Raw genomic sequence first — 14,188 nt, forward strand, 5'->3', positions numbered from 1 at the left:
ACCTTGTCCGCGCCCCATCACCACGTTCCGCAGAATGGCGCGAAGCTGAAGGCGTAGCGATGCGCGGGGCGATCTCAGGACTTGTCGAGACCGAGCGGCGCCAGAATCTGGTTCGCCACCTCGTCGGCGAAGCCCTTCCGGGCCAGATATGCACGCGGATCCTTCTTGAAGAGCGGCGCCTTGTCCCCAAGCTGCGCGATGGCTTTCGCCTGGGTCGCCGTATCGTCATCCGACGCAGCGCTGAGTGCCTGGGCCAGGAGGCCGAAGGGGCTCGTATCGGCTCCCAGCATGGCGGCATAGGTCTCCGAAACCCGCTTGGCGCCGATCAGATAGGCCCCGAGAAAAGCATAGAAGTCATAGCGCGGCGGGCGACCGACACTGAGCGCTGCCGCGCGCTCGAGCATCGGCAAGCCCTCTATCGACCGGCCGCGCCGAACATAGAGCGCGCCGAGATCTGCCATGATGTCCGGATCATAGGGATTGCGCGTCAGAGCCTCCCGCCCCTTCTGAAGCGCTTCCTCGGTCGATCCGCGCAGGAACAGGACTTTCATCATGGCCTGATAGGCCCGCGCACCTGATGGAGCCAGGCGAATAGCCGTCAAAGCCGCAGCGAGGGCGCGATCGAGCGGCGACTTGTCCCTTTGGGCGCTCCCCTTGGGAACGAGGTCGTCCGGATTGAAGCCCGATCCGTATTCTCCGAGCGTCATGATGGCGAGATGAGCCCATGCGGGATAGAAGCTCGGGTCCTGCTCGATCAGCCTTTCAAGACAAGACCGGGCGAGGACATGGTCCTCCGGCACCATGGTTCGACGCGCATCGAAAGCCTGCAGGATGCAACGAACCGCCGATGATGGCTGCGATTGGCGTGCGTCGGCCGGGATGATGCCGAACGGCTCCGTCAGCCTCGTCGCCAGGCTGCGCGCCATCTCGGCAAGCTCGGACTCCTGCAGGAGTTCGAGCGATGGCCGGCCGGAGGACGCCGTCCAGACGATGCGCCCGTCCCGAACGGAACGCAGGCGCCCCAGCCCCTCCACGCCGCTGTCCACGGTCTGGACGTTCATCTCGAAAACATAATCGACGTCCCCGACCGCCGCGGTTCCCGGCGGCGGGGCCTTGATCGTCACGAGATCGTCGAAACGGGCCATGGCATCGACAAGCAGGTCGGAAAACCGGTGCAGGATGCCCGCCAGCTTGGGATCCGATGGCACCACTGGAATCGTGATGGCTACACGGACGAGCTGGAGAGGAGCTACGATTCCCTGCTGCGCACCCGCAGCCTGTTCGCTTCCGGTTGTCCTGGCCGAACTGAGCTCGGTCGGCGTGTCACCCGGCGCCAGGTACCACCAGCCGAGCGCGAGAAGCCCCAGCGCGAGGGCCACAGCCGTGACCACGGACCACCGCCGCGTGGCGGCGCGATCGGCGGCCTTTGCGACCGGGAGCGCCTCCACCGCTGTGGAATCATCGCGAACCGCGAGGAGCGGGGTCGGTTCCCACGTAATCTCCGCATCCGGGTCGACGACCTCGAAGACGGGAACATACCCGCCAACGGGCATCGAGATCACGACCGGGTCGCCCTGTCCCTCCCCGGCATAGTACTGTGTCAGGGCACGCCTGAGCCGCCCCGCCTCGACCCGAACGATCGGGTCGATCTGCGGGTTGAAATCGGCTGGCCGCCCCAGGCCTTCAACCGCGATGGTGTAACCCTTCAGTTCGGCCGCGCGCCCCTCGATCGTGCGCTCGACGATGAAGCTCAGGAAGGCCGAAAGCTGAGGCGCGGCGCGAAAGGCATCGGAAGCGAGGACTCGGGCCAACTCCGCACGAAGGATCGCCGCGGCCCGTTCGTCCAGCCGTCCAGGATCACTATCGCCTTCCGTCATCGGGGTCCGTTCGTGTGTGCCCCAAGCGGGGAGATTACGCCATCGGCGACCTAACGTCACCTACGACCTTCGCTCCGGCCGTCATCCGTTGGGCGCAGCCATGGCGTGCCATCATGGCGATTTACAGTCCGCTTTCGCCTGCTAGGTTCAACCAAGGTTAATCCACAGGGGCCTTCGATGACTTCCGCATCTTCCGCCATCGGCACGCCAAACGACCTCGAAGCCTACTGGATGCCGTTCACGGCCAATCGGTCGTTCAAGAAGAACCCCCGCATGGTCTCCCGCGCCGAGGGCATGTTCTATTACACGCCCGAGAACAAGCCGGTGATGGACGGCACGGCCGGTCTCTGGTGCTGCAATGCCGGCCACGCCCGCGAGCCGATCATCCAGGCGATCCAGGCGCAGGCGCGCGATCTCGACTACGCTCCCTCCTTCCAGTACGGCCATCCCAAGGTCTTCGCCGCCGCCGCGCGCATCGCGGCGCTGGCGCCGGGCGACCTCGACCACGTCTTCTTCGCCGGCTCGGGCTCGGAGGCCGCCGACTCGGCCCTCAAGATCGCCCTCGCCTACTGGAACGTCTCGGGCAAGGCGGCCAAGACCCGGCTGATCGGCCGCGAGCGCGGCTATCACGGCGTCGGCTTCGGCGGCATCTCCGTCGGCGGCATGTCGAACAACCGCAAATTCTTCGGCTCGCTGCTCACCGGCGTCGACCATCTCGCCCATACCTATGACCGCGAGAAGCAGGCCTTCAGCAAGGGCGAGCCGGAATACGGCGCGCATTTCGCCGATGATCTCGAGCGGATCGTGGCGCTGCACGACGCCTCGACCATCGCCGCCGTGATCGTCGAGCCGATGGCGGGCTCCACCGGCGCGCTGCCGCCGCCGAAGGGCTATCTCAAGCGCCTGCGCGAGATCTGCGACAAGCACGGCATCCTGCTGATCTTCGACGAGGTCATCACCGGCTTCGGCCGCCTCGGCTTCGCCTTCGCCGCCGAGCGCTACGGCGTCATTCCGGACATGATCACCTTCGCCAAGGGCGTGACCTCCGGCACGGTGCCGATGGGAGGCGTGATCGTGCGCAAGCACATCTACGATGCCTTCATGGGCGGGCCGGACAACGTCATCGAGCTGTTCCATGGCTACACCTATTCGGGCCATCCGCTGGCGGCCGCGGCGGCGCTCGCCTCGCTCGACATCTACCGTGACGAGGGCCTGTTCGAACGTGCCCGCGCCATGGAAGGCGCCTGGGCCGATGCGGTGATGAGCCTGAAGGGCGAGCCCAACGTCGTCGACATCCGCACGCTCGGCCTCGTCGGGGCGATCGATCTCGCGCCACGTGCCGAAGGCGTGGGCAAGCGCGGCTACGAGGCGATCGAGCGCGGCTTCCACGAGGAGGGGCTGATGATCCGCACCGCCGCCGACACCATCGCCTTCTCGCCGCCGCTGATCATCACCGAGTCCCAGGTCGAGGAGCTGATCGGCAAGCTGCGCCGGGTGATCCGGGCCGTGGCAGGCTGAGATCGCCCCCCGTCATTGCGAGCGTAGCGAAGCAATCCAGGGGCGGCAGGGCTCGACGCTTCACTTGGCCCTGCCAAGCCGCCGCGTTCGTCATGGTGAAGCTGCAAGCGCGGGGCGCAGAGAATGAGGGAGCCCGTCGTCTACATGATGGCGAGCGGGCGCAACGGCACGCTTTATGTCGGCGTGACCTCAAATATCAGGGAGCGTGCGTGGCAACACAGGACCGGGCTCGTTCCCGGCTTCACCAAGCGATATGGCTGCCGGTTCCTGGTCTGGTACGAGCTTCATGATCGGATGAATGAGGCAATCACGCGCGAAAAGCGGATCAAGGCCGGCTCTCGGATCAAGAAACTGGCATTGATCGAGTCGATGAATGCAGGTTGGCGTGACCTCTACGAGGATTTCGCTCCTTGAGCCGCGCTGCGGTCGGAGGCGATAGCGCCCTACCTCCCCTGGATTGCTTCGCTTTGCTCGCAATGACGGAAAGCCGCAACCCTGACGAATTCACCCCCGCCGCAGCTTGTTGTAGCGCGCGATCAGCCTGTCGCGCTTGAGGCGCGACAGGCGATCGATCCAGAAGATGCCGTCGAGTTGGTCGATCTCGTGCTGATGGCACACGGCCAGCAGGCCGCCCGCCTCCTCGATCTGCTCCGCCCCCTCCAGATCCCGGTAGCGCACCCGCACCTGGGCATGGCGCTCCAGCTCATCGGTCACGCCCGGCATCGAGACGCTGCCTTCGACATGGCGGATGGTCTCGCGCGAGACGCCGTCCAGCTCTGGATTGACATAGGTCCGGACGTCGCCCGGCGTCAGCTCGAGCACTACCAGCCTCGACAGCACACCAACATGCGGCGCCGTGATGCCGATGCCGGGCGCCGCCCGCATCGTGTCGAGCAGATCCGTAGCAAGCTCCCGCAGATCGGCATCGAAGCGCGTGACCGCCGTGGCGGCCACGCGCAGGCGCGGATCGGGAAAACTCAGGATCGGGCGGGTGGGCATGGCTGTCCGCCCGCTCAGGCCGCCTTCTTCTCCGTCGTGCCGTAAAAGCTCTCACCGGTCTTGGCCATGCGCTTCAGCAGCCGGTTCGGCTTGAAGCGTTCGCCATGGGCCTTCGCCAACTTCTCGCAAAGCTTCACGAAGGCGGCCGCGCCCATATTGTCGATGTAGGAGAGCGTGCCGCCGGAGAAGGGCGCGAAGCCGAAGCCGATGATCGAGCCGACATCGGCCTCGCGCGGATCGGTGACGACGCCTTCCTCATAGGTCCGCGCGGCTTCGAGCGCCTGCGTCACCAGCAGCCGGTGCTTCAGCTCCTCCATGTCGACGCTGTCGGGATCGAGCTGCTTGCCGACGAGATCGGCGAGGCCCGGCCAGAGCCGCTTCGGCCCGGCTTCCGGATAGTCGTAGAAGCCCTTGCGGTTCTTGCGGCCGAGACGCCCGTGCTTCTCCACCATGTCAGAGAGCAGCTTCTCCTGCGCCGGATCGACGGCAGCGTCGCCGAGCTGGGCCTTCGTCGCCTTCAGCACCTTCCAGGCGAGATCGACCGCGACCTCGTCATTGAGCGAGAGCGGGCCGACCGGCATGCCGGCCTGCTTGCCGGCAGCCTCGATCATCGCCGGCGGCACGCCTTCCATCAGCATGAGATGGCCTTCGCGGATATAGTTGCCCACGCAGCGATTGGCGTAGAAGCCACGGGTGTCGTTGACCACGATCGGCGTCTTCCTGATGGCGCGGACATAGTCCAGCGCCATGGCGAGCGCCTTCTTGCCGGTCTTCTTGGCCATGATGACCTCGACCAGCAGCATCTTCTCGACCGGCGAGAAGAAATGAATGCCGATGAAGTTCTTCGGCCGCTGGCTGTTCTCGGCGAGGCCGGTGATCGGCAGCGTCGAGGTGTTCGAGCCGAAGATGGTGCGCGGGCCGACCACGGCCTCGACCTCGGCGATCACCGCGGCCTTGACCTTCGGGTCCTCGAAGACGGCCTCGACGATCAGGTCGCAGCCCTTGAGGTCGGCAAAATCGGCGGATGCTTTGATGCGGCCGAGCAGCGCGTCGCGATCGGCAGTCTTGGCGCGGCCCTTCATGATCTGGTCGGAGACCAGCTTGTGGGAATAGGCCTTGCCCTTCTCGGCCGCCTCGATGTCCTTGTCGATCAGCACGACCTCGAGGCCCGCCTGCGCCGTGACATAGGCGATGCCGGCGCCCATGAAGCCCGCGCCGATGACGCCGACCTTCTTGAGCTTGGAGGGCGGCACGTCGGCCGGGCGGCGGGCGCCCTTGTTGAGCTCCTGCATCGAGACGAAGAGCGAGCGGATCATCGAGGCCGCCTCCTTCGTCCGGAGGATCTTGGCGAAGTAGCGGCTCTCGACCTTGAGCGCGAGGTCGATCGGGAGCTGCAGGCCTTCATAAACCGCCGAGAGGATGGCACGGGCGGCCGGGTAGTTGTCGTTGGTCTCGCGGCGATAGATCGCATTGGCCGGCGGCCAGATTTGCATGCCGGCCGGCGAGTGCACCTTGTTGGAGGGCAGCTTGAAGCCCTTCTGGTCCCAGGGCTGCGTCGCCTGCGGATTGGCCTTGAGCCAGTCCTTGGCGTTCTGGACGATGTCGGCGCGGGCTGCGACCGCGTGGACGAGGCCGGAATTGCGCGCCGGGAGCGCCTTCACCTGCTCGCCCTTGAACATCATCTGCAGAGCGTCGCCGGTCTGCATCAGGCGGGCCACGCGCTGGGTGCCACCGGCGCCTGGAAACAGACCGACCTTGATCTCGGGCAGGCCGACGCGGGTCGAGGCATCATCCGAGACGACGCGATACTGGCAGGCGAGCGAGAGCTCGAAGGCTCCGCCGAGGCAGACACCATGGATCGCGGCGGCGAAGGGTTTCCCGCAGGTCTCAAGCTTGCGGTAGAGCAGCGAGAGCTTGCGGCTCTCGTCGAAGAAGCTCTGCATCGCGACGGCCTCGCCCTTCTCCTTGGCGAGCTTCACATAGAGATCGCGCAGGCCCTGGAGCATGGTGAGGTCGGCGCCGCCGGAGAAGCTCTCCTTGCCCGAGGTGATGACGCAGCCCTTGATGGCTTCGTCGGATGCGACCTTGTCGACGATCTGGTTCAGCTCCTCCATCACCGCGGGGGTGATGACGTTCATCGAGCGGCCGGGCATGTCCCAGGTCGCAACGGCGATGCCGTCGGAGTCGGTCTCGAAGCGGAAATTGGTGAGGTTCATGATGTCTCTCCCTGCCCTTCCGCTCAGACGCGCTCGATGATGGTGGCGACGCCCATGCCGACGGCGACACAGAGCGTCACCAGAGCGGTCTGCTTGTTCGTCCGCTCCAGCTCGTCGAGCACGGTGCCGAGCACCATCGCGCCGGTCGCGCCGAGCGGATGGCCCATGGCGATGGCGCCGCCGTTGACGTTCAGGATCTCGTCGTCGATGTCGAGCGCCTGCTGATAGCGCAGCACCACCGAGGAGAAGGCCTCGTTCAGCTCGAATAGGTCGATGTCCTTCTTGGACATACCGGCCTTCTTCAGGACGAGCTGGGTGACGTCGACCGGGCCGGTCAGCATCAGTGCGAGATCGGAGCCGACCGTGGCGAAGGCCTTGATGCGGGCGCGCGGCTTCAGCCCGGCGGCCTTGCCGGCCCGCTTCGAGCCGACGAGGACCGCGGCGGCTCCGTCGACGATCCCGGAGGAATTGCCGGCATGGTGGACGTGGTTGATGAACTCGACATCGGGATGCGCGGCGGTCGCCACCGCATCGAAGCCCCCCATCTCGCCCATCTGGACGAAGGAGGCCTTGAGCGCGGCGAGCGCCTGCATGTCGGTGCCGGGGCGGATGGTCTCGTCATGGTCGAGGATGGTGAGGCCGTTGACGTCGGTGACCGGGATCACCGAATTCTTGAAGCGGCCTTCCTTCCAGGCGCGGGCGGCGCGCTGGTGCGAGCGCACGGCGAAGGCGTCGACATCGTCCCGCGAGAAGCCRTATTTCGTCGCGATCAGGTCGGCCGAGACGCCCTGCGGCATGAAATAGGTGTCGATGGCGACGCTGGGGTCGACCGCGATACCGAAGCCCGAGGCGCCCATGCCGATGCGCGACATCGACTCGACGCCGCCGCCGATCGCCATTTCCTTCTGGCCCGACATGACCTGCGCGGCGGCGAGGTTCACCGCGTCGAGGCCGGAGGCGCAGAAGCGGTTGATCTGCACGCCCGGCACTTCCTTGCCGTAGCCGGCCTTTAGCGCGACGGTGCGGGCGATGTCGGCGCCGGCCTCGCCCACCGGATCGACGCAGCCCATCACCACGTCCTCGACGAGGAGCGGATCGAGATTGTTGCGGTCCTTGATGGCACGCAGCGCCTGCGTGCCGAGCTCGATCGCCGTGACCTCGTGGAGCGAGCCGTCCGCCTTCCCCTTGCCGCGCGGCGTGCGGACGTGGTCGTAGATGAATGCGTCTGCCATTTGGTGGCCTCCCGGGGCGCCGTCGGCCGGCGCGTTCTGGTGCCGGACGTCATGGTCGGGCTTGCCCCGACCATCTCGTCATCCAGCGGGTTCTGCAAGAGATGCCCGGGTCAAGCCCGGGCATGACGGTCAAACCCGTCAGAACTGCTCAGGCGCCAGCGCCATGGTCGTGTCGGCCCCGGCGGTGATCCGCGCCAGATGCGCGGCGGTCTCCGGCAAGGTGCGCTCCATGAAGAAGCGAGCGGTGACGAGCTTGGCGCTCATACGCTCGGTCGCGCCGTTGGGGTCGGCCTTGAGCTTCTCCAGCGCCGCCTTGGCGATCTTCGCCCACATGTAACCGAGCGAGACCAGTCCGAGCAGATGCATGAAGTCGTTCGCGCCGGCGCCGGCATTGTCGGGCTTGGCGAGCGCGTTATTCATGAACCACATCGCCGCCTGCTGGAGATGGCCCAGCGAAACCTGGAGAGGGCCAAGCAAGGGCTTCAGCGCCTCGTCGTCGGCATTCTCCTTCAGGAAGCCGCCGACCTCGTTGAAGAAGGCCATGATGCCACGGCCGCCGTCGCGGCCGAGCTTGCGGCCGACGAGATCCATCGCCTGCACGCCGTTGGCGCCCTCGTAGATCATGGCGATGCGGGCATCGCGCACGAACTGCTCGACGCCGGTTTCGGCGATGTAGCCGTGGCCACCGAACATCTGCTGCGCCTTCACGGCATTGTCGAAACCGATATCGGTGAGCACGCCCTTGAGCACCGGCGTCATCAATCCGAGCTGGTCGTCGGCAGCCTGACGCTCGGCCGCATCGCCCGAGCGATGGGCGATATCGGATTGCAGCGCATTCCAGAGCACGAAGGCGCGCGCGGCCTCATTGAAGGCCTTGATCGACATCAGCGTGCGACGCACGTCGGGATGGACGATGATCGGGTCGGCCGGTCCCGCGATATTCTTGGGGCCGGTGAGCGAGCGGCCCTGCAGGCGCTCCTTGGCATAGACGACGGCGTTCTGATAGGCGACCTCGGACTGGGCGAGCCCCTGGATGGCGACGCCGAGACGGGCCTCGTTCATCATCACGAACATGGCGTTGAGGCCCTTGTTCTCGGCCCCGACCAGCCAGCCCTGCGCGCCGTCATAGTTCATGACGCAGGTCGAATTGCCGTGGATGCCCATCTTGTGCTCGATCGAGCCGCAGGAGACGCCGTTATTGGCGCCGACAGAGCCGTCCGCGCCGACCTTGTTGCGCGGCACGACGAAGAGCGAGATGCCCTTGGTGCCGGCCGGAGCCCCCTCGATGCGGGCGAGCACGAGGTGGATGATGTTCTCGGTGATGTCCTGCTCGCCGGCCGAGATGAAGATCTTGGTGCCGGAGATGGCGTAGGAGCCGTCGCCATTCGGCACGGCCTTGGTCTTGAGCAGGCCGAGATCGGTGCCGCAATGCGGCTCCGTCAGGTTCATCGTACCCGACCATTTGCCCTCGATCATCTTGGGCAGGTAGGCATGCTTCTGTTCGTCCGAGCCATGGACGTAGAGCGCGGCGATCGCGCCCATGGTCAGCCCCGGATACATGGCGAAGGCCATGTTCGCGGAGGAGGCATATTCGTTCATCACGGCGCCGAGCGTGTAGGGCAAGCCCTGCCCGCCATATTCCGGATCCATGGCAAGGCCGATCCAGCCGCCGCCGGCATAGGCCTCATAGGCTTCCTTGAAGCCCTTCGGCGTCGTGACGCTGCCATCGGAATGGCGCGTGCAGCCCTCCTGATCACCGGAGTGGTTGATCGGCTGGAGCACTTCCTCGCAAAGCTTCGCGCCCTCGCCGAGCACGGCCTCGATCACGTCCGCGCTCGCATCGGCGAAGCCCGGCAGGTTGTTGTAGCGCTCGATGTTGAAGACGTCGTTGAGCAGGAAAAGCGTATCGTCGACGGGCGCCTTGTAGACCGGCATGTGGTCCTCCCTCTCGTCGCGGGCCGCTCGCCTCTGTCGGGAGCGCCTCAATATAGTTCACATATAAACAATCTCGTTCGACTTGCAACGGGTACACCGGCATTTTGTCAGCCTGCGGACGGGCGCTGTCCATGCGACAACAAAAAACCCCGGCAAAGCCGGGGTTTCATGAAGGTCGATGCGGGAGCAATCAGGCTTTGGGCAACCGCGCCAGCGAGGCCTCGAGCTCGGTGATCGCACCCTCGATCTCGGCGCGCTGGCTGCGCAGCAGATCGAGCTGTTCTACGATCTGGTCGCGGCTGAGCTGCAGCCCGCCGACATTGGCGGCCTTGTCGCCAGCGCCCTTCTTGTCCTCGTTGGCGAGCATCGCGCGGATCTCGACCAGCGTGAAGCCAAGCTGCTTGCCCTTGAGGATCAGCGCCAGACGGGCCCGATCACGGGCCGAATAGACACGCGCCATACCCGAGCGCGTGGGCGCGATCAGGCCGCGCGACTCGTAGAAGCGAAGGGTGCGCAGTGTTACGCCGAAATCGCGGGCGAGATCGCTGATGGTGTATTCGCCGGCCTCATCAGCTTGGGTAGGCGTCGCGGAGCGGGCTTCATGACTCGAAGAACCCGCCATAGCCAGATTTTGGCGTGACATGGAGGTTTCGTTCCTTGCGGTGATCGAATCGCTGCCCGTAAGGCAGCATCGATCGGGATACCTCCTCATAGGGAAGGCGCTATCGTTGCGTCAGGTAATACGTCCCCTTGCCGGGGTAAGTTACCGTTACATCAGCGCCGCCAAAGGCTTCCCAAGCCCCATTCGGAAAAAATTAACGGTCTCGGAGCCGTTTCTTAACCCGCTGTTTACCATGCCGGCCAAATGTCGGGAACGCGCATCGGCATCGTCAACGTTGTCTTCACGACTGCCAAGGTTCGCGCGGAGGTCGGCGGCATCAGGGGGCCGCGTCCTCCGGGAGACAAGCCCCGTAGGCGAGCGAGAACATGGCCACCAGCTTGCCCTGGAGCGTCAAAGGCGTCGATCCCCGGACGCGCGACGCGGCAAAGGCAGCAGCTCGCCGCGCCGGCATGACGCTCGGCGAATGGCTCGACCACAAGATCCGCGACGAGAGCGAGGCACCCGCCCCGGCTGACGCGATGCCCGAGCAGCTCGACATCGCAGCCTTGTCGGAACGGCTGGCACGTATCTCCCAAGCCCAGACGGATACGGCCTCGCGCAGGCCCGACCCCGCCCCGTCACGTTCAGAACTCCACGCTTTCATCGGCCAGGCCGCGAACATCGAGCGCCTGACCCGCGATGCCAACAGCCGTACCGCCGGCGCGCTCGATTCCATCACGCGCTGGATCGAGAAGACCGAGGATCGCCTGTCATCGAGCGAGCGCGGCGCCGCCGAGCGGCAGGAGCGCGCGACCAACGTCATCGCCGAAGCGATCAAGACGATGGGCGAACGCATCGCCGAGATCGAGCGCCGCAGCCATGAGGCCCAGAATCGGCCGGAGCCGTCGCCGCRCCTCGCCTTCAGCCGCGACGGACTTGAGGCGGCCGTCACCAACATCCGCACACGCCAGCGCGTTCTCGACAACGAAGAGATCATTCCTTCCCCTTCGCGGGCGGCCAACGTCACGCCGGAGCGCATTTCGGCACTGCGCGAGGATCTGCGCGAGCTTGGCTCGCGGCTGTCTTCGGAGGGCCGGCGCGCTGGGCAGCGCCCTGCAGCGCCGCAGCCACGCCAGCCTGACACCAGCGCGATCGAGACCAAGATCGCTGCCCTGGCCGAGCGCCTCGACCGCTTCGACCGGCGCGACCAGTTCGAGCCGCTGCTGAAGCCGTTGACACGGATCGAGGCCGAGGTTTCCCGGCTATCGCAGGATCGGGCCGGCGACAGCTACCAGCGCTTCCAGCACGAGATCGCGCATCTGGCCGCCAAGGTCGACGCACTGGCGGCGCGCGGAAATGAAACGGCCAATCTCGACCCGGTCCTGCGCGACATCGCCGAGCTGCGGAGCCTGATCCCTTCCAGCGGACAGGATCACCGGCTCGATGATCTCGCCCAGCAGGTCGCTTCGCTGGGCTTCGAGATCGGCCGGCTGCGCGAAACCCAGCCGGACCTGCGGGAGATGCGTAATCTCTCGGCCGCGATCGAGGATGTCCGCAGCGCGGTCCTGACCAGCCGCCCGCAGGATTTCGACACCGCTCCCCTGGCCTCGCTCGCAACCCAGATCGACCTGCTGTCGCGCAAATTCGACGATGTCACCGCGCAGCGGCATGACAACCATCTCGATGACCGCATCGACGCGCTGCAGCACCGGATCGAGCTGCTCGCCGAACAGGGGCCGTCCGCCGTCACCCGCCAGATCGAAGCGCTGGCCGGCCGGATCGAGAGCCTGGCAGCATCGAGCCAGCTCAGCCGCATGGTCGGCACCGGCGAGTCCGCCGCCTCGGTCGATCTCAGCCCGATCGAACAGATGCTGCGTCATCTCGCCGACAAGATCGACGAGGCCGGCGCCCCCGGCGCAGGCGCGGAATCCTTCGAGGCGCTGGAACAGCAGATTTCGGGCATCGCCTCCCGGCTCGACGAGGCGGCGGCGACCCGCTCGGCCGAGAACGGCATCGAGCGCACGCTGCAGGATCTGGTCGTCCATCTGCGCTCGATGCGCGAGGAGACGGCGGCCGAACGCGCGGCCCTCGTCCAGGCGGCCAGCACCTCGGCGCCGGGCAAGAGCATTGCCGAGCTGTCGAGCCTCGTCACCGGCATGCGCGACACCCATGTCTCGTCGGAGCGCCTGACCCAGGACGCGCTGGGCGCAGTCCATCTGTCGCTCGAGGCGATCATGACGCGGCTCGCGGGCCTTGAATCCGAGCTGCAGGGCGAGCGCCGGAACGCGCCGCAGCGTCCGGCCGCTGCCGCCCGTAGCGAGGAGCCCGCAGTCCGTGCGCCCGCCTTCGCTGCTCGCGATCACGCCGGCCCGGCGGTCAGCGCAGCTGCTCAAGATCGCTTCGGTGCGCCCACCGCCCCGGTCCGGAGCGAAGCGGCTCCCGCGCTGCCGAACACGGCCTTCGACTTGCCGCTGGAGCCGGGGTCGGGCCGCCCGCGGCCTGAAAGCGCCGCCAACGCCGGGCAGGACGCCCAATCGGTGCGGCAGAGCCTGATCGCTGCCGCCCGGCGCTCGGCCAAGGCCGCCAGCGAAGCCGCCGCGAGCGCTCCCGCAGCAGCCTCCGAGCCCGCTGCGAAGAGCTCCGGCAAGCTCAAGGAGATCCTCGAGAAGCGCAAGCGCCCGCTGCTGCTCGGCCTCGCCGCGCTGATCCTGGCCATGGGCACGGCCCATGTCGTCACCGGCGTGGTGCGCGGCGACGGGACCAAGACCGCAAGCACCACGGCGCGTAGCCTGATCGCCCAGCCGGAAGCCCCGGCCGAGGGCGTGCAGGCCCCGGCCAAGGACCCCGGTCCGGCCAGGGACCCTGCAGCCGCCAAGGACCAGTCCTCGGCGCTCTCGCCTGCACCGCTGGCGGCGCCCGCCAGCCTGATTACGGGCCAGGCTGTGCCGGATCAGCCTGCCGCCGTGCCGCCGCCCCTCGTGGCACCGGCGCCAGCCGCGGCGCAGGCGGAAGCCTCCGCGGCCGTCGCGCCCGAGTCTGTTCAGAGCGTCACCGGGGTTGGCGATCTGCCGACCGGCTTCGGCAGCGCCGGACTGCGCAAGGCCGCCTTCGACGGCGATGCCCGCGCGGTCTACGAATTGGCAAGCAAAGCCGCCGACGGCCCGGCCGCGCAGCGCGACGCCAAGCTCGCCCTGCGCCTGTTCGAACGCGCCGCCGTCGCGGGGCTCCCACCCGCCCAGTTCCGTGTCGGCAACATGTTCGAGAAGGGTATCGGCACGCAGCGCGATCTCTCCCTCGCCCGCATCTGGTACCAGCGCGCAGCCGAGCGCGGCAACGCCAAGGCGATGCACAACCTCGCCGTGCTGCATGCCGAGGGCGTCTCCGGCAAGCCGGACTATGCCATTGCGACGGAGTGGTTCCGGCGCGCCGCCGAACTCGGCGTGCGCGACAGCCAATACAACCTCGCGGTCCTGCTCGGCCGCGGCCTCGGTGCGCCGACCGACCTCGCCCAGTCCTTCGTCTGGTTCTCGGTTGCAGCGAATCAGGGCGACGAGGACGCCGCCCGCAAGCGCGACGAGGTTGCCCAGCGCCTGAAGCCGGAAGAGCTCGCCGCCGCCAAGACGACCGCCGCGAACTGGAAGCCCAAGACGCTGGACACGATCGCCAACGAGGTCACCCCGCCGGCCAAGGGCTGGGACGCGGGCCCGACCGCGGCGGCGGCGACCAAGCCCGCCAGGCCCGCGCGCAGCTGAGTCAACCGCCGCGGCGTCATGCTTTCGACGTGTTGACGCGGCAAGGAAAACGATAGTC

The 14,188-nt window shown here is 66.9% G+C and carries 9 protein-coding genes; 3 read left to right on the forward strand and 6 right to left on the reverse strand.

What is annotated here, in order from left to right; all coding sequences use genetic code 11:
- Positions 1-74: 74 nt before the first annotated feature.
- The gene (locus AB4Z10_RS03245; RefSeq protein WP_441468912.1) at positions 75-1,877 is read right to left on the reverse strand and encodes a tetratricopeptide repeat protein; all 1,803 of its coding nucleotides are present in this window, start codon (positions 1,875-1,877) and stop codon (positions 75-77) included.
- Positions 1,878-2,054: 177 nt separating this feature from the next.
- On the opposite strand from AB4Z10_RS03245, the gene aptA reads away from it, so the two are divergent.
- Both aptA and AB4Z10_RS03255 read left to right on the forward strand, forming a co-directional pair.
- Positions 2,055-3,395, forward strand: a complete 1,341-nt coding sequence (aptA, locus tag AB4Z10_RS03250) for an omega-aminotransferase AptA (RefSeq protein WP_441468913.1) — start codon at positions 2,055-2,057, stop codon at positions 3,393-3,395.
- A gap of 123 nt (positions 3,396-3,518) precedes the next feature.
- Positions 3,519-3,809, forward strand: a complete 291-nt coding sequence (locus tag AB4Z10_RS03255; RefSeq protein WP_441468914.1) for a GIY-YIG nuclease family protein — start codon at positions 3,519-3,521, stop codon at positions 3,807-3,809.
- Between the two features lie 90 nt (positions 3,810-3,899).
- On the opposite strand, the gene AB4Z10_RS03260 is transcribed toward AB4Z10_RS03255, so the two are convergent.
- From AB4Z10_RS03260 to AB4Z10_RS03280, 5 genes are all read right to left on the reverse strand, one after another.
- Complete coding sequence (locus tag AB4Z10_RS03260) at positions 3,900-4,394, reverse strand: peptide deformylase (RefSeq protein WP_441468915.1); 495 nt, start codon at positions 4,392-4,394, stop codon at positions 3,900-3,902.
- Between the two features lie 14 nt (positions 4,395-4,408).
- The gene (locus AB4Z10_RS03265; protein ID WP_441468916.1) at positions 4,409-6,610 is read right to left on the reverse strand and encodes an FAD-dependent oxidoreductase; all 2,202 of its coding nucleotides are present in this window, start codon (positions 6,608-6,610) and stop codon (positions 4,409-4,411) included.
- Positions 6,611-6,633: 23 nt separating this feature from the next.
- Positions 6,634-7,842 (reverse strand): acetyl-CoA C-acetyltransferase, encoded by a 1,209-nt coding sequence (locus tag AB4Z10_RS03270; RefSeq protein ID WP_441468917.1) that lies wholly within the window; start codon positions 7,840-7,842, stop codon positions 6,634-6,636.
- A 138-nt stretch (positions 7,843-7,980) separates the two neighbouring features.
- Entirely contained in the window at positions 7,981-9,777 is a 1,797-nt protein-coding gene (locus tag AB4Z10_RS03275) for an acyl-CoA dehydrogenase C-terminal domain-containing protein (RefSeq protein WP_441468918.1), read from the reverse strand.
- A 190-nt stretch (positions 9,778-9,967) separates the two neighbouring features.
- Positions 9,968-10,420, reverse strand: coding sequence for a MerR family transcriptional regulator (locus AB4Z10_RS03280; RefSeq protein WP_441468919.1), 453 nt, complete (start codon positions 10,418-10,420; stop codon positions 9,968-9,970).
- A 344-nt stretch (positions 10,421-10,764) separates the two neighbouring features.
- On the opposite strand from AB4Z10_RS03280, the gene AB4Z10_RS03285 reads away from it, so the two are divergent.
- Positions 10,765-14,130 (forward strand): SEL1-like repeat protein, encoded by a 3,366-nt coding sequence (locus AB4Z10_RS03285; RefSeq protein WP_441468920.1) that lies wholly within the window; start codon positions 10,765-10,767, stop codon positions 14,128-14,130.
- Positions 14,131-14,188 lie beyond the last annotated feature (58 nt).

The sequence above is a fragment of the Allobosea sp. RAF48 genome (assembly GCF_052114025.1).
Classification (GTDB): Bacteria; Pseudomonadota; Alphaproteobacteria; order Rhizobiales; family Beijerinckiaceae; genus Allobosea.

Bases quoted from the DNA above. Each gene is read 5' to 3' on its own strand.
- AB4Z10_RS03245 (WP_441468912.1), bottom strand. From the start codon at position 1,877: ATGACGGAAGGCGATAGTGATCCTGGACGGCTGGACGAACGGGCCGCG.
- aptA (WP_441468913.1), top strand. From the start codon at position 2,055: ATGACTTCCGCATCTTCCGCCATCGGCACGCCAAACGACCTCGAAGCC.
- AB4Z10_RS03255 (WP_441468914.1), top strand. From the start codon at position 3,519: ATGAGGGAGCCCGTCGTCTACATGATGGCGAGCGGGCGCAACGGCACG.
- AB4Z10_RS03260 (WP_441468915.1), bottom strand. From the start codon at position 4,394: ATGCCCACCCGCCCGATCCTGAGTTTTCCCGATCCGCGCCTGCGCGTG.
- AB4Z10_RS03265 (WP_441468916.1), bottom strand. From the start codon at position 6,610: ATGAACCTCACCAATTTCCGCTTCGAGACCGACTCCGACGGCATCGCC.
- AB4Z10_RS03275 (WP_441468918.1), bottom strand. From the start codon at position 9,777: ATGCCGGTCTACAAGGCGCCCGTCGACGATACGCTTTTCCTGCTCAAC.
- AB4Z10_RS03280 (WP_441468919.1), bottom strand. From the start codon at position 10,420: ATGTCACGCCAAAATCTGGCTATGGCGGGTTCTTCGAGTCATGAAGCC.